This is a genomic window from Actinoplanes sp. NPDC023936, from assembly GCF_040639325.1.
Classification (GTDB): domain Bacteria; phylum Actinomycetota; class Actinomycetes; order Mycobacteriales; family Micromonosporaceae; genus Actinoplanes.
This window is the reverse complement of the sequence record NZ_JBEZZR010000001.1, coordinates 212,600-230,745: the sequence shown is the minus strand read 5'-3', so window position 1 is coordinate 230,745 and position 18,146 is coordinate 212,600. Positions and strand designations below refer to the sequence as shown.

The 18,146-nt window shown below is 70.5% G+C and carries 12 protein-coding genes; 3 read left to right on the top strand and 9 right to left on the bottom strand.

Annotation, left to right across the window (positions count from 1 at the left end; genetic code table 11):
* Positions 1–22 precede the first annotated feature (22 nt).
* Together AB0F72_RS01080 and AB0F72_RS01075 are read right to left on the bottom strand one after the other, a co-directional pair.
* On the bottom strand, positions 23–2,269 hold the full coding sequence (locus AB0F72_RS01080; RefSeq protein ID WP_360423091.1) for an MMPL family transporter: 2,247 nt from the start codon (positions 2,267–2,269) through the stop codon (positions 23–25).
* 7 nt (positions 2,270–2,276) lie between these two features.
* Positions 2,277–6,929, bottom strand: coding sequence for an aminotransferase class I/II-fold pyridoxal phosphate-dependent enzyme (locus AB0F72_RS01075; protein ID WP_360423088.1), 4,653 nt, complete (start codon positions 6,927–6,929; stop codon positions 2,277–2,279).
* Positions 6,930–7,475: 546 nt separating this feature from the next.
* Between AB0F72_RS01075 and AB0F72_RS01070 the strand changes: the two genes are divergently transcribed.
* On the top strand, positions 7,476–7,892 hold the full coding sequence (locus AB0F72_RS01070; RefSeq protein ID WP_360423085.1) for a hypothetical protein: 417 nt from the start codon (positions 7,476–7,478) through the stop codon (positions 7,890–7,892).
* 48 nt (positions 7,893–7,940) lie between these two features.
* Here the strand turns inward: AB0F72_RS01070 and AB0F72_RS01065 are convergent, their stop codons facing one another.
* Positions 7,941–9,152, bottom strand: coding sequence for an MFS transporter (locus AB0F72_RS01065; protein WP_360423082.1), 1,212 nt, complete (start codon positions 9,150–9,152; stop codon positions 7,941–7,943).
* A 76-nt stretch (positions 9,153–9,228) separates the two neighbouring features.
* On the opposite strand from AB0F72_RS01065, the gene AB0F72_RS01060 reads away from it, so the two are divergent.
* The gene (locus tag AB0F72_RS01060; protein WP_360423080.1) at positions 9,229–9,687 is read left to right on the top strand and encodes a helix-turn-helix domain-containing protein; all 459 of its coding nucleotides are present in this window, start codon (positions 9,229–9,231) and stop codon (positions 9,685–9,687) included.
* Between the two features lie 50 nt (positions 9,688–9,737).
* Here AB0F72_RS01060 and AB0F72_RS01055 read toward each other — a convergent pair whose 3' ends face one another.
* The 6 genes from AB0F72_RS01055 to AB0F72_RS01030 form a co-directional block, all read right to left on the bottom strand.
* Complete coding sequence (locus AB0F72_RS01055; RefSeq protein ID WP_360423077.1) at positions 9,738–10,520, bottom strand: serine protease; 783 nt, start codon at positions 10,518–10,520, stop codon at positions 9,738–9,740.
* Positions 10,521–10,687: 167 nt separating this feature from the next.
* Positions 10,688–11,905: a TerC family protein gene (locus AB0F72_RS01050; protein ID WP_360423074.1), complete on the bottom strand. Its 1,218-nt coding sequence runs from the start codon at positions 11,903–11,905 to the stop codon at positions 10,688–10,690.
* A complete protein-coding gene (locus AB0F72_RS01045) occupies positions 11,902–12,087 on the bottom strand; it encodes a hypothetical protein (protein ID WP_360423071.1) in 186 nt (61 codons plus the stop codon). Before AB0F72_RS01045 ends, AB0F72_RS01050 begins: the two co-directional genes overlap by 4 nt.
* 98 nt (positions 12,088–12,185) lie before the next feature.
* Positions 12,186–12,782, bottom strand: coding sequence for an Atu4866 domain-containing protein (locus AB0F72_RS01040; protein WP_360423068.1), 597 nt, complete (start codon positions 12,780–12,782; stop codon positions 12,186–12,188).
* Positions 12,783–12,972: 190 nt separating this feature from the next.
* Positions 12,973–15,741, bottom strand: coding sequence for an AAA family ATPase (locus AB0F72_RS01035; protein WP_360423065.1), 2,769 nt, complete (start codon positions 15,739–15,741; stop codon positions 12,973–12,975).
* Positions 15,742–15,918: 177 nt separating this feature from the next.
* Positions 15,919–16,467: a hypothetical protein gene (locus AB0F72_RS01030; protein WP_360423063.1), complete on the bottom strand. Its 549-nt coding sequence runs from the start codon at positions 16,465–16,467 to the stop codon at positions 15,919–15,921.
* 261 nt (positions 16,468–16,728) lie between these two features.
* Here AB0F72_RS01030 and AB0F72_RS01025 point away from each other — a divergent pair, with 261 nt between their 5' ends.
* Positions 16,729–18,123 carry an amidohydrolase family protein gene (locus AB0F72_RS01025; RefSeq protein ID WP_360423060.1) on the top strand — a complete coding sequence of 465 codons (1,395 nt, stop codon included), beginning with the start codon at positions 16,729–16,731 and terminating at the stop codon, positions 18,121–18,123.
* The last annotated feature ends 23 nt before the right edge of the window (positions 18,124–18,146 follow it).

Genomic DNA, 18,146 nt, shown 5'->3' with positions numbered 1-18,146 from the left:
GCCCTGGCCGGACCCCTCGACCTCAGCCGTGCTCGCGCAGACCCATCCGGGCGTGCAGGGCCCGCAGCGGACCGGGCGCCCACCAGTTCCAGCGGCCGAGCAGCCGCATGAACGCCGGCACCAGCACCGGTCGGACCAGCAGCGCGTCCAGGATGATCGCCAGCGCCGCGCAGAGGCCGAAGAACTGGATGAACGACACCCCGGACACCAGCATGGCCAGGAACGACACCGACAGGATCGCGGCGGCCGCGCTGATCACCCGGCCGCTGCGGGACAGGCCTTCCACCACCGAGGTACGCAGATCGGCGCCCTGCCGATGCCGTTCGATGATCCGGGACAGCACGAACACCTCGTAGTCCATCGAGAGCCCGAACGCCACGCAGAACAGCAGCACCGGGATCGCCACGGTCAGCGGTGTCGCGGTGAATCCGAGCAGCTCGGACAGGTTGCCGTCCTGGAAGATCCAGACCGCGACGCCGAAGACCGAGCTCATCGTGAGCAGGTTGAAGACCAGGGCCTTGAGCGGCAGGAGCACGCTGCCGGTGAGCAGGAACAGCAGCGCGAACGTGGTGCAGGCGATCAGGATCAGCGCGTGCGGCAGCCGCCCGCCGATCGAGGCGGTGATGTCGACCAGCTGCGCGGCCGGACCGGTGGTCATGACCGGGACGCCCGCCGGGACCGGCACGTCCCGGATCGCACGAGCCAGGTCGGCGCCGGAGTCCGAGTACGGCTCCACATCGCTGAGCACCGAGAAATAGGTGGCCAGCTTCCCGGACGCGAACGTGCGCGGATGCCTCGTGATCAGCTCCGGCGCCGCGGCGCCGCGCACGAACGTCCCGGCCATGCTGTCCACCCGGCTCACCCCCTCGACCCGGGAGAGCCGGGCCGCGTAGACGGCGGCCCGCTTGATGCCGTTGGTCCCGGTGCCCCAGCCGTCGGCGACGATCACCGTGGCGCCGCTGCCGGTGCCGGCGAACTCGGTGCGCAACGCGTCCGCGACGACCCGGCTCTCCGCGTCCTTGGGCAGCACCCGGTCGTCGGCGATGCCGAACTTGATGTGGGTGAACGGCAGCGCGAGCGCGATCAGGAACAGGATCACCGGTACGGCGCTCCGGAACGGCCGGCGCATCACCTCCGCGGCGACCCGTCCCCAGAACGGCGCGTGCCCACCGACGGCCGGCCGCCGGCGCAGCACCGGCCACTTGTCGATCCGGTCCCCGAGCAGCACCAGCAGCGCCGGCAGCACCATCAGCGCGGCGCAGACCGTGGCGATCACGACGGCGATCCCGGCGTAGGCGAACGACCGCAGGAAGTACTGCGGGAACACCAGCAGGCTGCAGAGCGCGACCGCCACGGTGGCCGCGCTGAACACCACGGTGGACCCGGCGGTACGCATCGTCGCCGCCAGCGCCGTGATGTTGTCCGGGTCGCGGAGCCGCTGCTCCCGGTACCGGGAGACGAACAGCAGGCTGTAGTCGACGGCCAGGCCCAGCCCCAGCGCCGTCGCCATGTTCACCGCGAAGACCGATACGTCGGTGAAGACCGCCAGCAGCCGCAGCGTGCCGAGGGTCGTGACGATCGAGAAGAGGCCGATCAGCAGCGGCGCCCCGGCCGCCCACACCGTCCCGAAGACGAGCAGCAGCAGGATCAGCGTGATCGGCACCGCGATCGCCTCGGCGTGCGCCAGGTCCGTGGTGACCTGGGCGTTGATGTCGTTGTTGACCTGGGTTATCCCACCGAACCCGACAGTCACCTCACCGGTACGCCCGGCGAGCTCATGGAGATCCTTGACCCGCGCCGCGCTGGTGTCCTCGTCACCGTCGACGCGGGCCAGGATGATGCCCTTGTCCCGGTCGCGCCCGGCCAGCTGCGGAGCCCGGCCGGCCCAGTACGAGCCGACCACGCTCACGCCCTCGGTGCCGGTCAGCCGCTGCGTCACCTGGTCGGCGACCGTGCGGACGTCCACGTCGTCCACGTCGCCGCCCGGCTTCTCGAGCATGACGACGAGGTTCGGGTCGGCGGCGCGGAAGTGCTGGGCGAGCGACTGCTGGCCGCGTACCGACTCCGAGCTCGGATCGTCGAAACCGCCGGTCTTCAGGGCCCCGACCAGATCACCGCTGAACACGATGGCGGCCACCGCGATCAGCAGCGCGGTGATCAGGACCGATTTCGGGCGGCGGGTGACGAGCCGGACCACCGGCCCGGTAGCCGGGCCGGTGGTCGGGACGCGCCGGCCGGTGGTGGCCGGGCGAGGGGTTACCGATGTCATTCCGCGCTCACACGGACTGCGACAGTGTGGCCGGGTCGAGGTTGCGGGCCAGCAGGTCCACGGTCTTCTCGATGTCGGCCGTGGTGTGCTCGGCGGTCACGAAGAACCGCAGCCGGGCCATCTTCTCCTTGACCGCCGGGTACAGGATCGGGTTCGCGCTGACCCCGTTCTGGAACAGCATGTCGGCGAGGAGCAGCGCCTTGATCGAGTCACCGGTGATCGCCGGGACGACGGGCGTGCCGACGGCGCTTCCGGTGTTGACTCCGGCCTCCTTGGCGAGCCGCAGGAACGTACCGGCGTTGTTGTGCAGCGCGGCGAGCCGCTGCGGCTCCTCGCGGAGGATGTGCAGGGCGGCCAGCGCCGCGGCGGCGTTCGCCGGGCTCATGCCGGCGCTGAAGATGTAACCGGGCAGCGTGTACCGCATGTAGTCGATCAGCTCGTGCCGGCCGGCGATGTAGCCGCCGCAGCTCGCCAGGGACTTGGACAGCGTGCCCATCCAGACGTCCACGTCGGTGCGCTCGACGCCGAAGTGCTCGCCGACGCCACCGCCGCGGGCGCCGAGCACGCCGATGCTGTGCGCCTCGTCGACCATCAGCAGCGCGCTGTGCTTCTTCTTGAGCGCGATCAGGGCCGGCAGGTCACAGATGTCGCCGTCCATGCTGTAGACGCCCTCGACCACGATCAGCACCCGGCGGTACCGGTCACGGGTGGTGGTGAGCAGCTCGTCCAGGGCCGCGTAGTCCTGGTGGGCGAACGGCTGGCGGCTGGCGCCGGAGAGCCGGCAGCCCTGCAGGATGCTGTCGTGCGCGAGCGCGTCGTGCACGATCAGGTCCTCGGGGCCGACCAGGTGGCCGATCACGCTGACGTTGGTGGCGTGGCCGCCGATCATGGTGATCGCGTCCTCGCAGCCGACGAACTCGGCCAGGGCCCGGTCCAGCTCGTCGTGCAGGGCCCGGTTGCCGGAGAGGATCCGGGCCGCCGAGACCGAGGAGCCGTACCGGTCGACGGCCTCCTTCACCGCGTACGCGACCATCGGGTGCCCGGCCAGGCCGAGGTAGTTGTAGCTGGAGAAGGAGATCAGCTGCCGGCCGCCGACCGTGGTGGCCCGGCCGATCCCGCCCTCGTGGACGATGAAGTACGGGTTGGCGACCTGCACCATCCGCTCCATCATCGCGCCACGCTGCCGGAACTCCACGACCTCGGGCAGGGCGGCCACGTCGGCGACCTCCTTGCGCGGCGGCGCCACCAGGGCACGCTCCGGCACCGGCACGACCGGGGCGGCGTGCTGCGGCGGCGCGGGCGGCGGCGAGACGGCGGCCGGCGCGCTGTTGCCGCCGAGGGCCGCGGACAGCAGCTGCGCGAGCTCGCCGACCTTGTGCACCTCGAACATGTCGGCCGGGTCCACGTCCACGTCCGGCCAGCGCCGCCGCATCGCGGTGAGCAGCTCCGAGATCATGATCGAGTCGAATCCGAGGTCGTCGGCGAACGACTGCTCGGCACGGACCAGGTCGGACGGGTACGCGCTGATCGAGCCAATGATCTTCGCGAGCTCGGCCACGATCGCGCCGAGGTCGTTCGGCCCGGTCTTCTGCGCCGGCACCACGGCCCGCTTGGCCGCCGGCTCGGGTTCCGGGACCGCCCGGACGACCGGCGCGGGCGCGGCTTCTTCGAGGGCCGGTGCGGCGATGGCCCGGATCGGCTCCACACCGATGTTGCGCAGAACGGCGAGCTGTTCCCGCATCAACGAAATGACGTCGTTCACTGGCGTCGGATCTCCATTTCTGGTGGCGACCGGAGGCGCCGAGCGCTCCGGCAGGCAAAGTTCGATCTCCCCGGCGGGCAGCGCCGAACGCTCCAGCGCGGTGGTGACGAGGCGCGGACCGGCTTCCTCGACGGTCCGGCGGATCGAGTAGTACTGAGTGGCGAGCGGCGACGGCGGCAGGGTCAGCAGGGGTACGCCGAGACCGGTGAACAGCGGTGTCAGATCCACCGGCACACCGGCGACGGCGAGCCGTCCCAGGCCTTCGAGCAGCGCGTACCCGTCGTCCGGCTCGGCCGGCATCAACGCGATCTTGCTGAGCCTCGCGGTGGCCGGGATCTGCGCGGCCATGCCGAGCAAGGCGTCGCCGGCGCAGACCTGGACCAGGATCCGGGCGCCCGCGGCAACGGCCGTGTCGACCGCGTCGCGGAAGAGCACCGGCGACGAGATGTGCCGGCTCCACAGCGCGCGCAGCTGGTCCGGCTCCGCCGCCGCCTCCGGGTCGACGCTGGACACGAACCGCACACCGGGTGCACGAACCGCCAGGTCCGCGGTGTATTCGGCGATCCGGCCGTCCACCTCGGCCAGCAGCGGCGAGTGGAACGCGTGCGACACCCGCAGCTCGACCGCCGAGATCCCCCGGGTACGGCAGCGGTCCAGCAGGTGCGCGACGGCTTCCCGGTGGCCGCTCGCGACGGTCTGCGCCGGGTGGTTGTAGCACCCCGCCCAGACCCCGCGGATGCCCGACCGCAGCTCCTCGAAGGCAGCCGCGTCCGCCTTGATCGCGGCCATCGTTCCGGGCGCCGGCTCCTGCCCCGCGGTCACGGCTGCGCCGCGCTCGATCAGGAAGTCGAGGCCGTCGTCCGGGGAGAGCGCGCCGGCGGCCACCGCGGCGACCAGCTCGCCGACGCTGTGGCCGAGGGCGACGTCCGGCATGACACCGCAGTCGGCGAGCAGCTGGGCCATGCTGATCCCGGCGACGCCAAGTCCGGGCTGGCAGATCCGGGTGTCGCTGACCTGCGCCTCGGCGCCCGGTCCCGGGTTCTCGCAGAGCAGGTCGGAGACCGAGGTGCCGGTGCGCTTGTCGACGGTGTCGGCGAGCGGGCCGGCGTACCGGGCGAAGAGCGGGAACCGCTCGACCAGGTCGCGCAGCACGCCGGGGCGCAGCGAGCCCTGTCCGGGGAAGAGGAACGCGAGCTTGCGCTCCTCCGCGTCCAACGGCGCTTCGGCGGCGTACAGGCCGGGGCCCAGCCTGCCGAGGGCGCCGGCGCCGAGTTCCTGTGCGGCGAGCGCCAGACGCGCCGCGAGCTCCGCTCGCGTGCGGCACATCACCGCCAGGCGGGCCGGGAGCGCTTCGCGCGTGGCCATGGTCCGGGCCACCGCGGCGGGCGTCAGGGCCGGGTCGGTGGAGACCATGGTGGAGAGACGCTTGGCGTACGTGGAGAGCAGCTCGACAGTGCCCGCCGTGATGAGCACCATCCACGGCCGGCCCTCCGCACCGGTGTCCTCGCCCAGGCCCAGTGGGCTCGGGGCCTCGCTGAGCACCGCGTGCACGTTGGTCCCGCCGAACCCGAACGAGTTGACACCGGCACGACGCCGGTCGCCGGGGACCTCCGGCCACTCCCGCGCCGCAGTGGTGATCGCCAGGCCGGCGGCGGTCAGCGGCAGGTTGGGGTTCTCGGTGATCGCGGGCTGCGGCGGCACCGTGGTGTGGTGCAGCGCCAGCGCGGCGCGCATGATCCCGGCAGCGCCGGCGGCCGGCATCGTGTGCCCGATGGTCGCCTTGCCGGAGGAGAGGTAACAGGGCCGGTCGGTCACGTCCGCGCGCAGCCGCCGGATCGCCTCCACCTCGACCCGGTCACCCACCGCCGTGCCGGTGCCGTGCGCCTCGAGGAAGTCGATGGCGCCGGCTTCCAGCCCGGCGTCCCGGTACGCGGCGCGCATGGCCGCCTCCTGACCCTCCGGGAACGGCGTCATCGGCCCGGCGCCGCGGCCGTCGTTGGCCGTGCCGATCCCGTTGATCACCGCATAGATCCGGTCGCCCGCCGCGAGCGCGTCGTCCAGCGGGCGCAGCACCGCGAGAGATCCGCCCTCACCGAGCACGAAGCCGTCGGCGCGGACGTCGAAGGGACGGCAGACGCCGTCCGAGGAGAGCGCGCCCACCCGGGAGAAACCGATCAGCGCGCTCGGCGTCATGTTGATGAAGACCCCGCCGACCAGCGCCGTGGTGCAGGAGCCGGTGCGCAGGTGGTTGATCGCCTCGTGCAGGGCGACGAGCGCGGAGGAGCAGGCGGCGTCCACGGCGAACGACGGGCCGCCGAGGTCGAGCAGTTCGGACACCGTGCAGGGCGCCATGTTGAGCAGGTTGCCGGCGAGCGAGAACGACTGCGGGGGCTCGATCGCTGCGGCCGCCTCGGCGGTGGCCGCGAGCAGCGCCTCGTCGTACGCGCCGGCCGGCAGCGAGCCGTCGGCCAGCATCGTCGCGGTGATCCGGGCCCCGGCGATCTCCCGGTAGTCCGACGAGCTGAGCCCCACGAACACGCCGGTACGGGCGCGGTCGAAATCGGTCCGCTCCCAGCCGGCGTCCTGCACCGCTTCCCGGGCCAGGTCGACGAGCAGCCGGTGCTGCGGGTCCATGGCCTTCGCCCGGCGCGGCGGAACGCGGTGGTGCAGGGCCGCGAACTGCTCCACGTCCTCGAGGAACGCCACCCGGTCGGTGTAGGTGGAGTACTTGTCCCGGTAGTTGGTCGAGAAGAAGCTGTCGTGATTCCACCGTTCGGCCGGAACCGGCCGGAAATGATGGGCCGCGTTCAACGAGTTCGTCCAGAACTCGGTAACGTCGCGAGCGCCCGGAAAACGGCAGGAAAGGCCGACGATCGCTATATCCACTGATGTCCCCATGCTTGCGGTACCCGTTAGGCCCGACCGGAAAGAGAGCAGAAAAGCGCCGACCTCGCCGATGAACGACCGCCGGCGGTGGCGCTAATGAGCAAGGGCTAACGCCTTCCGGGACTCCTACCCGGACGTCGCAGCCTGATCGTACAAGAAGCTAGAGCATGTGATCACGATCGAGAAGATCTTTCCCATGGCGTCACCCGGATGGGGTCGACCCAGCTCTGAGCTGCTGATACTCACCGGCATCACCGGCGGCTCACGAAGCCGAAAATTTCTATCAATTCATTCTTTGAATAAACCTCGATATCTTTCTCAGGCGCGGTTCACTCCTACTCAACGGCACGGCATTCGGAAGGTGTCGGGGGGAGGTCGATGATTCACAGCACACCCCGCCGCCAAACATCAGCGATGCCGCCGCCGGCGCCGCTCGACGCGCAGGAAACGCATCGGAACGGAAAGGGTTACGAATGTTGACCCGATTCGGTAGTCATCGGCCACTCGTGAGTGCGGCGTTTTGGTGTTAGGTCGCCGGATCGCCTAGTTTTCTGCGCCATGAAGCACATCACCAAGCGGTGGCTCGCCGCCGCGGCCGCTGTGGCAGCCCTTGTCGCAGCGAACCCGGCACCGGCTCAGGCCGCTCCTACTTTCCAGCGGCAGCGTCTCATCGCGACTGCCTACTACGGCACCATGGACATCATCGCCCGGGAGACCCTCGGCCTGCGGGCCCGGTTCATCACGGTCGGCGGCCGTCCCGTGCCCAACCTGATCGTCAACTTCGTCACCACCGGGGAGCGGTTCCCGATGTGCGAGGCGACGACCGACCTCAACGGCTGGGCCGAGTGCCGCAACGGCCCGATCCCCCCGCCGCAGTCGCTGGCCAACCTCCTGGTCAACGGCTACGACGCCGTCTTCGACGGAAACCGCTACTACATGCCGGTGAGCGCCCACAACAACATCGGCATCGGCTGACAACAGCCTCTGGCAGTCCGGCCGGTGATCGACAGCCTCAGCCCTCGATCACCGGCCGCCCGGCAACAGTGAAAAGCCCCGCTGATCAGCGGGGCTTTTAGCCGTACCAGGGGAAACTTTGTCGATCGCCCAGACGGCCAGCGCACAGGCCGCGAATCCCGCCCCGAGGAGACTGGAGGCGGTCCAGCCCGCGGCGGTGAACATGACCGTGGTCGCGGCCGCGCCGAGAGCCGAGCCGAGCGAGTAGAAGACCATGTAGCTCCCGAGGACGCTGCTGGTGCGATCCGGATACGCGGTGGCTATCACGTGCTGGTTGCTCACATGTACGGCCTGGACCGCGAAGTCGAGAACCAGGATTCCGACGATGAGCAGCCACAGTGAGCGCGGCAGTTGTGCGATCGCTGCCCACGAGAGGATGAGCAGCGCGAGCGAGAGGCCGATCACCGGCCCCGTCCGTCCCGCGTCCGCCCACCGCCCCGCACGTGCCGCGCCGAGCGCGCCCGCGAGCCCGACGATGCCGAACAGGCCGATCTGGCTCTCGCCGAGCTGCCACGGCGCGCCCGCCAACGGCAGAGACATCCCGCTCCACAGGGCTCCGAACGAGGCGAACAAGAAGAACGCGATGAGCCCGCGCACCAGGAAGAAGCGCTGCCGGAACATCCCGCCGAGTGCGACGACGGCCCGCCCGTAGCCCACCGGCCGGCTGCGTCGCTCCTCCGGCGGCAACACGACGAGGACGAGGGCCGCGAGCGCCAGCGACAGCGCGGCCAGCACCGCATAGACGCTCTGCCAGCCGCACGCCTCGGCGAGCATGCCGGTGACGACCCGCGCGCCGATGATGCCGACGACAACTCCCGATGTGACGACACCGATGTTTCGTCCGCGTTCAGCAGGCGGCGAGACCGACGCGGCGTAGGCCACGGTGGTCTGCACCACGACCGCGAACACACCAGCCGTCGCGAGGCCTGCGAACGCCGCCCATGCGACCGAGGCCGAGGCCGTCAGTGCTGCGCCCGCCGCGATGAGCGTCAGGTGCGCGGCGATGAGCCGGCGCCGGTCGACCACATCACCGAGCGGCACCAGCAGCACCAGCCCGGCCAGATAGCCGACCTGGCTGATCGCCACGATCCATCCGGTGAAGGCTGCCGACACGCCGAGATCGCGACCCATCGGCTCAAGAATCGGCTGCGCGGCATAAACGCTCGCCACTGACACACCACACACCATCGCGAGCAGAAAGCTTCGCCACACAGCCACCACGGCCCCGATCAGTAGCAGATTGCAACCAATTCACCGTAGGGCATGATGGTTTCAAACCGCAACCAATCGAGGTGTCATGTCACGCTCCGCACTTCGCGCCCCGAACCCCGACTGGACCGACCCGCACTGTCCCGTGGCTCGCACGCTCGACCTCGTCGGCGACAAGTGGAGCCTTCTCGTCATCCGCGACGCGATAGACGGGGCCCGATCGTTCACGGAGTTCCAGCGAAGCACCGGCATCGCCCGCAACATCCTCACCGACCGCCTCGGCAAACTCCGGGCTCACGGGCTCCTCACCCAGCGCACCGCACCATCGGGCCGTCGCCAGGAATACGTGCTCACCGATGCCGGCCGCGATCTCTTCGCCGTCGTCCTCACCCTCCGGCAGTGGGGAGAACGCCACGCCTTCACCCCCGGCGAGACCCACTCCACCCTTGTCGACCAGCACGGCAACCCGGTGCCGGAGATCGCGCCGACCAGCGCGGACGGCACGATCCTCGGCCCCGACACCACCAGCGTGCGGAAGGTCCGATAGACGGCAGCGCCTCCGCTCCGCCGGCTGAACCTCCGCTCCGCCGGCTGAACCTAGGAGACGCGGCTCAACAGGTCGGCCTCGGCCATCCGGATGTCGTCAGCGAAGGCAGCCACCTCGGTGAAGATGTTGCGCCGGTCGTCGTATTCGGGGTCGCAGTCGCCGCCGAAGCTGACGATGCCGACCTGTTGCCAAGTGCTGTCGGTGAGCTGGGTCAGGGCCGGACCGCCCGAGTCGCCGCCGCAGATGCCCTTGCCCTCATCGGCGAAGGTGCACACGTGACGATCGGGGTGGTACATCCCCTCGACGCCGCCCTCCAGCTCGGTGCAGGCGGTGTCGTTCATGAACGGCACCTCCGCTCGCTGCAGGAACCGTTGCTGGTCCTGGTCTTCCTGCGACCGTCCCCATCCGAGCACCGTCAGGTCCGCGTAATCCTGGGACGCCTCGCCGGCCAACGTGACCACGGGCAGGTCAACCGGCTCGGCGAGCTTCAGCAGTCCCCAGTCCGACTCCCACCAGAACAAGCCGGCCGCCGAATAGCTGTCGACGACGGGCACGCGGGTAGTGGTGTCACGGTCCTGCTGGTCCACGGTGCCGACGACCGCGGTGAGGTCTTCGGCTTCCGGGTTGACGCAGTGCCCGGCTGTCAGCACGATCTGCGGGCTGATCAGCGTGCCACCACATCCGGTCGGCAGCAACCGCACCATGAACGGAAACTCGCCCTGGGCAGCGGAGTTGCCGCCGTTGACGGCCTGCGCCCCGCCGGCCGGCGTCATCGCCAGAACCAGACCTACGGCAGCAGCCGCCAGAACCGTACGCGTTGCAGAGAAAACCATGGTGTCCTTCCACGTCATCAGGAGCCGTGATCTCAGCGGCCCCTTCGCCGGGATCAAAACGCTCGCCGAGGACCGGAAGGTTGCATACGGATGCGCCGAATCTTCGCGATGTGGCAGTGGTCTCCCTTTCGCGCGCCTCCGCGACCCGCACTGCCGGGCCCGGGAGTTCAGCCGGTACGTGCTGGGGCCGGGACGAAGCAGCGGCCGGCCCGTACCCGGTCCTCATGTAGCTCATGGGCACGTCGCAGCAGGTCGAGCAGCTCCTTCTCGATGCGGATCCGGCTCCGATGTTTCGCCGGCAGACCGTCGATGCGTGCCTCGTCCTCGAGCAGGCGGTGGTAGATCTCGTCGCAGTAGGCCGGGTCGGTCTCGACGTCGAGGTACGCGTTGGCGTGCCGGCGCGCCGCTCGGGCGTACGTCTGTGCCCGGCCTTTCGGGCTCAGCAGTGAGAACACCACCGTGACCAACAGGATGCCGATGATCAGCGACAGCGACAGGCCGGTGGAGATCTCGGCGGCGTCGACGTGCTCGCCGCCGTTGATGAACGGCACGTTGTTCTCGTGCAGGGCGTGCAGGAACAGCTTGACGCCGATCAGCGCGAGGATCGCGGCCAGGCCGTAGGAGAGGTAGACCAGCCGGTCGAGCAGGCCGTCGATCAGGAAGTACAACTGTCGCAGGCCGAGCAGGGAGAACGCGGTGGCGGTGAAGACCAGGTAGGTGTTCTGGGTCAGGCCGAAGATCGCCGGGATCGAGTCGAGGGCGAACAGGATGTCGGTGCCGCCGATCGCCACCATCACCAGCAGCATCGGGGTGAGCATCCGGCGCCCGTCCACGACGGTGACGAGCTTGTCGCCGTCAAAGTTCTCGGAGGTACGCAGGACCCGCCGCGCCAGCCTGATGACGATGTTGTCCGGCGGCCGGTTGTCGTCATGCTGTTCGCGCAGCAGGTTACCGGCGGTGATCAGCAGGATCAGGCCGAACAGGTAGAACACCCACGCGAACGAGTTGATCAGCGCGGCGCCCAGGAAGATGAACCCGGTACGGACGATCAGCGAGAAGGTGATGCCGAACAGCAGCACCTTCTGCTGGTCGGCACGCGGCACCCGGAAGCTGGCGAGCAGCAGCAGGAAGACGAAGAGGTTGTCGACCGACAGCGCCTTCTCGGTGACGTAGCCCGCGAAGTACTCGGCGCCCGCCGTGCCGCCACCGAGGATCAGCACACCGATCCCGAACGCCACGGCGATGCCGATGTAGACGGCCGTCCAGCGCGCCGCCTCGCCCAGTGACGGGACGTGCGTGCGCCGTACATGGAAGAAGTAGTCGAACAGCAGCAGGCCGACGATGCCGGCCACCGTCAGCAGCCAGACGCCACCGGACACGCTCATGCGGAGATCTCCGACAGCAGTTGCCCGGTGATCTGCTTGGCATCGCGGTCGTCGCCGGACAGGAAGACCGAGCCGCGCTCGGGCAGGGCACCCGGGTTGGTCATGACCTCGCCCGAGGTGACGGCCTCGGCCGAACCGAGCGCCGTGCCGACGCCGCCCGCTCCCAAAACCGCAATCTTCACCGCTGAACCCCGTTCTGTGTTGGTGCGGCAGTCACCGCCGTGGTGGGAGCCATGCCGGTCACAGCGGCGTGAGCGGGCAGGCGGTCGTCGGTGAGTTGTTACGGGCGAGCTTGCCGGCGCATCACGAACTCGGCGTGGAACAGCTGATCGCCGATGAACTCGCCGAACGCGTAGAAGCCGGAGTCGTCCAGGTAGTCGATGCGGTCCCCGTCGAGCCAGTAGCGGCCGGTGTAGGCATGCCGGCGCCCGCCGCGGGTCTCGTCGTAACGACCCTGCGGCAGCAGTTCCTGATGCAGCCAGTCGTTCTGGTCCACCCACACGCCGATCCGGGCGCCGTCCGGGTTCGCCGGCCGGTCGAGCGGCTCGCCGTCCCGGATCACCACCCGGCCACGGGTCAGCAACGCGCGGAGATCCGTACGGCCGACGATGACCCGCCACCACGGTGTGCCGAGCCTCGGCATGCTCCCCCGAGGGACCAGGAGCAGGTCGGCTGGGATGCCCGGCTCCACGCGTCCGACCATGTGTCCCTGATCCTTGCGGGTCGCCGGCACCACGGCGACCAGGCCGAGGCCGGATCCGTCGATGATTTCCGTGTCCGGCCCGGTGCCGGCATCGGCGACCATGCCGTCCTTCACCCGGACATCGGTGACCAGGCTCCCGGTGGCGCCATGGACCTGGACATTCTTGAACAGCACGGATCCTCCTGTGGGAGCGGCAGCCGGCGTCCGAGGATCGCCGGCCGAGCATGCCTGCTGAGACATGACCGTCGCGGCTACGACCGTTACGGCGAGCGTGTGAAGACTTCCGCGCGTCATCGTTCCCCTCCCGGCCGGCGCTGGTTCCATGATCGAAGACCCGCGGCCGGCTGGAATCGGTGCTCGTCGCCTATAACCGCGCGCCTTCGCCGGCGTCCCGGTACATGTCGCGCAGTTCGCGGCGCGACTTCACCCCGAGCTTGGCGAAGATGCTGCGCAGGTGCGCGTCGACCGTACGCGGGCTGATGAAGAGCTCGGCCGCCGCTTCCTTGCTGGTGGCGCCGCGGGCGACGAGCCGGGTGACCGCCTGTTCCGCGGCGGTCAGCGCTGCTTCTCCGGCGTTGGGGCGCCGGACCACTCCGGTGGCGGCGCGCAGCGCGCGACTCGCCCGGCCGGCGAAGTCCCGGGCGCCCATGGCCAGGAACATCTCGTGCGCGGCTTCCAGCTGCTCGCGGGCCTCACCCTTGCGTTCCTCGCCGGCCAGCCACTCGCCGTAGGCCAGGCGGGCCCGTGCCAGGTCGATGCGGCGGGTGGTGCGGGCCAGCCGCTTGATCGCCTCTCGGTAGGCGGTGTCCGCCTGTTCGCCGGCACTGATCAGGGCCCGGACGTAGAGCGCGGTCCCAGTCCCCCAATCGGTGTCCATCTCGGCAGCGACCCGTTCCAGGCGCTCGACCACCTCGAGCGCGTCCTGCGGCCGGCCGGAGCGGGCGGCGCCCTCGACGAACTCCGGTATCAGCCAGGGCGGGAAGCTCGGCTCGTCCAGGTGCACGGCGGTGCGGCAGGCGTCGGCCGCGGCCGCGAACTCACCCATGCCGTTGAGGGAGACGGCGGTGGCGTACTCGGCGGCGGTCAGCAACCGGCCCTCGTCGCGGGCGGTCGCGTCGGCCATGGCCTGCTCGGTGAGTTCGCGCACCCGCTGCCGGTCGCCCTGCCAGGCGGCGATCGCCATGTCGACGAAGGCCATCCGTGGCGCGCCGATCTCGGCGGAGATGGCGTACCCCTCGTCGACGAGCCGCTGTGCCGGCGGGAAGCGTCCCTCGTGAATGAGGCTCAACGCCCGATGGGTCAGCGCGATCGGCATCCCGGCGAGCGCGCCGTTGTCGCGGGCATAGTCGAGTTGCTGGCGCGAGAGCGCGATGAAGATCTGGTCGTCCCAGATGTCCTGGGCTGCTTGGCAAGCCAGCCACAGCTCGCCGATGTCGAACCGCTCCACGGCCCGGTCCGCCTGACCGGCCTTGCTGCCGTACTCCAGGTAGTGGGCGAGAACCGGCCGGATCGCGCCCGGGTCGGCCTTCCCGCCGCTGATGCAGGCGATCAAGGGGTCCAGCAACCGGTCCAGTGGGCGCGTTCGCTCGTCGTCGACCGGCAGGTCCCGCACGGCCTCGGCGAGGTCGAGGGTCAGCGACCAGGTCGCGAACCGGCCCATGAGTGTCGCCGCGGCGAGGGCGTCGAACAGCACGTCCCGACCGAACAGCACGTCGAAGGGTCCGATCGCCCTGGCGGCCGCGATGAGCCCGCGTACGGCCGGCTCGTCACGTCCGCGGTCGAAGGCGACCCGGGCGCGGACCACCTGTGCCCGGGCCTGCAGCACCGGGTCCTGCACGGTGGCCTCGGCGGCGGCGACGAGTCGCAGAGCCCGGCCGAAGTCGCCGCATTCGTGCCGGGCGCGGGCGGCGGCGAGCAGGCGCCGGGCCTGGGAGCCGGTGTCCGGTGTCAGCGCCGCGGCCTGTTCCAGGAAAGCGCCCGAGGCCGCCAGGCCGCCTCGGGACCGGGCCCGGTTCGCCAGCCGTTCGAGTTCGTCCGCGAGCTGCTCGTCGGGTTCGGCCGCCGCCTGCGCCGCGTGCCAGGCCCGGCGCTCCGGGTCGACGAGGGGGTCGGTCGCCACCGCGAGCGCGTCATGGACGGCCCGGCGGTCGTCCACAGTGGCGGACTCGTAGATCGCCGAGCGCACCAGCGGGTGCCGGAAGCGGATCCGGATGTCGATCTGTATCAGTCCCGCGTCCACCCCGTGCGACGCCGCCACCGGGTCGAGCCCGAGATGACGCGCCGCGCGCCAGACGACCACCGGATCGCCCGTCGGGTCGGCCGAGGCGACCAGCAGGAACCGGCGCGCCTGGGCCGGCAGCCGTTCCAGCCGGTCCTGGAAACCCACCTCCAGGGTGCGGGGCAGCCGGGCGGTCCCGGGGACACCGAAGCCGCCCGCCAGCGCACCCAGGTCCGCGCTGCGCGGCAGCTCCAGCAGAGCGAGCGGATTGCCCTGCGCCTCGGCCAGGATGCGGTCGCGCACGCGCGGGTCGAGTGGAGCGCGCAGGCCGGTCCGCAACAGGGTGCGGGCGTCGGCGTCCTCCAGGCCGCGCAACCGCAGCACGGTGACCCCGCTGAGCGCGTCGGAGGTCAGCGGCTCGCGGGCCATGAAGATCACCGACACCGCGGCGCCGCTCAGCCGGCGGACCACGAACGCCAGCACCTGCGACGAGGCGTCGTCCAGCCAGTGCGTGTCGTCGACGACGCAGATCACCGGACGTTCCCGGGCGGCCCAGGTGAGCAGGTTCAGTGTGCCGAGGGCGACCAGCACGGTCGCCGGTGACACCGTCTCGCCCGTGCCCAGCGCGGAGGCGACCGCGCGGGCCTGCGGCTCCGGCAGGGACTCGATGCCGCCGACCAGCGGTTGCAGCAGCTGCTGGAGCGCCGCGAACGGCAACTCCATCTCGTACTGGGCGCCGGCGGTCTGCAGCACGCGTACGCCGCCGGTCACCTCCGCGATGGTCTCGGCGACGAGCGCCGTCTTGCCGATACCCGCCGGGCCGGTGACGAGGATGGCGTCACCCGTCGCGCCACGGGCGCCCTCGACGAGTTCGCGTAGCACCGCGCGTTCGTGGTGTCGTCCGAGGAAGGTCATGCCGGCTCGGGAAGGGGGGTCAGCGCGCCGCCGGTGGTGAACACTCGCCCGAGACTACGAGTCGAAGCGCCCGGAAATCTTGCCGGCATGGGTCGAGAACGTCACATCCGGGCGACACCACGTCCTTTTGCTCCCCCGAGGAGTAATTTCAGCCAGTCCGAGTGACGCATGTCACAGCTACTGGCCGCCCGGCGCGTCGTACCTGGAGAAGTACGGTCCGTAGCCGTTGTCCGCGATGGCCCGGACGAGCCGCAGATGCTGCTCCAGCAGTACGGCACGGTGGAGGTCGCCGACGAACACCGGGGCGAAGCCGACGTCGCGGATCAGCTGCTCCGCGACCGACCGGGCCGCCGCGTCGGCGGCGTACAGGTGACTCGGGCGGATCACCTGGCGCTCGATCTGGTCGTACAGCAACGCGTAGTCGGTGTTGAACGCCTTCGCGACCGGGCCTCCGATCAGCGACTGCACCAGGTGCGCCAGGGACGGGTGCCCGGCCGGCGGCGGGCCCTGCAGGTTCGTCGCGTCGACGGTCACGGCCCCGCGAAAGCCGCGGACGCGGGTCAGGGCGTCGGTGATCGCGGCGGCCGGCACGGCTACGACCAGCACGTCCGCGCCGGCCACGTCCCCGCCGTCGCGGCCCAGCACGGTGATCCGGTGGCCGGCCCGCGTCCAGAGCCAGGACAGGGTGGAACCGAGATGCCCGCGGCCCACGACGGCGATGTCCACTCGTACCCCTCTCTGAATCTTTTGATCGTGTCGCGGCAGCCGCCCACTCGAATCGGTGAAGTCGCCTATCCGGGATGGCCGGGCCCCGACCGGACCGCCCGATTCAGGTCGTTCACCGGCGGCGGTCCGTCTAGGCGAAAGCTGCCGATTCAAACCGGTCTCGGCGGCTGCGATCTTCGGATCAGCCGATGCCGGCCACCCGGCCCGGCCTTCGCTTTCCGCAGTGTCAGAACGCAGCGTCAGAACCTGGAGGAACGCACCATGACCGATAGCCTCGCCACCCTGGCCGACCTGCGCCGGCAGGCTGCCGACCCGCAGCGCAGGATCCTGTTCACCAACGCGACGATCATCTCGATGGATCCGCAGATCGGGATCCTGCACCGCGGCGACCTGCTGGTGGAGGGGTCCCGGATCGCCGCGGTGGCGCCCGATCTGCGCTCGCAGGGCGCCGCCGACGGCGCCGTGGTCGTCGACGCGACCGGAGCGATCCTCTCCCCCGGCTTCGTCGACACGCACCGCCACTCCTGGCAGGCGGCCCTGCGGCGGATCATGCCGGACGTCAACGACCTCGGTGAGTACGTCATGTCCACCCTCGCCCGGTACGCGCCGGTGTACCAGCCGCAGGACGTGTATCTCGGCACCCGGCTCGCCGCGCTGAGCGCCATCGACAGCGGCATCACGTGCCTGCTCGACTTCTCGCACAACGCCCGCACCGCCGCGCACTCCGACAGCGCCGTCCAGGCACTGCTGGACACCGGCATCCGCGGTGTCCACGCCTCGATGCGGCCGCACTTCGGCGCCTGGGACGGGCAGTGGCCGGCCGACCTGGCCCGTCTGCGGGAGCAGTACTTCAGCTCGGCGGACCAGTTGCTGACGCTGCGCCTGGCGACCCTGGCCACCGACGAGATCGCCGGGCCGGACCTGGCCTACGGGCCGCAGCTGGCGCAGGTCGCACGGGACCTCGGCATCGGCGTCAGCATCGACGCCGTCTTCGGCACCACGTCGTCCGCGGCGATCCTCGGCTGGGCTCGCGACGGTCTGCTCGACCCCGGCGTCACCCTCATCCACTCGACCGGCCTCACCGGTGAGGCATGGAAGGCGATCGGTGACACCGGCGCCACCGTGTCGCTGGCCCCGGTCTCGGAGGCCCAGATCGGCCTGGAGACCGCGGTGCCCGCCGTCGACGAGGCTCTCGCCGTCGGTATCCGCCCCGGCCTGAGCATCGACGTGGAGGTCGCCCTGCCGGGCGACATGTTCATCCAGATGCGCACCCTGTTGTCGATCCAGCGGATGCGGGCCGTGAACGCCGGCTACGGGACCGATCGGATCCCGCCCCGGATCACCACTCACGACGTGCTCGACTTCGCCACCCTGCAGGGCGCCCGCACCAACGGGCTGGAATCGGTGACCGGCTCGCTGACCCCCGGCAAGCAGGCGGACCTGCTGCTGATCCGCGCGGACGACCTCAACAACATGCCGCTCAACGACCCGATCGGCACGGTGGTGCTGGGCAGCGACGCCCGCAACATCGACGCCGTCCTCATCGCCGGTCAGGTCCGTAAGTGGGCCGGCACGGTCCTGGACGTCGACCTGCCGCAGCTCCGGAACGCGGTCGAGGAATCCCGCGACCGGCTGCTCGCCGCCGCCGCACGGTGAGGCGCCGCAGTCCCCGGGTCCCG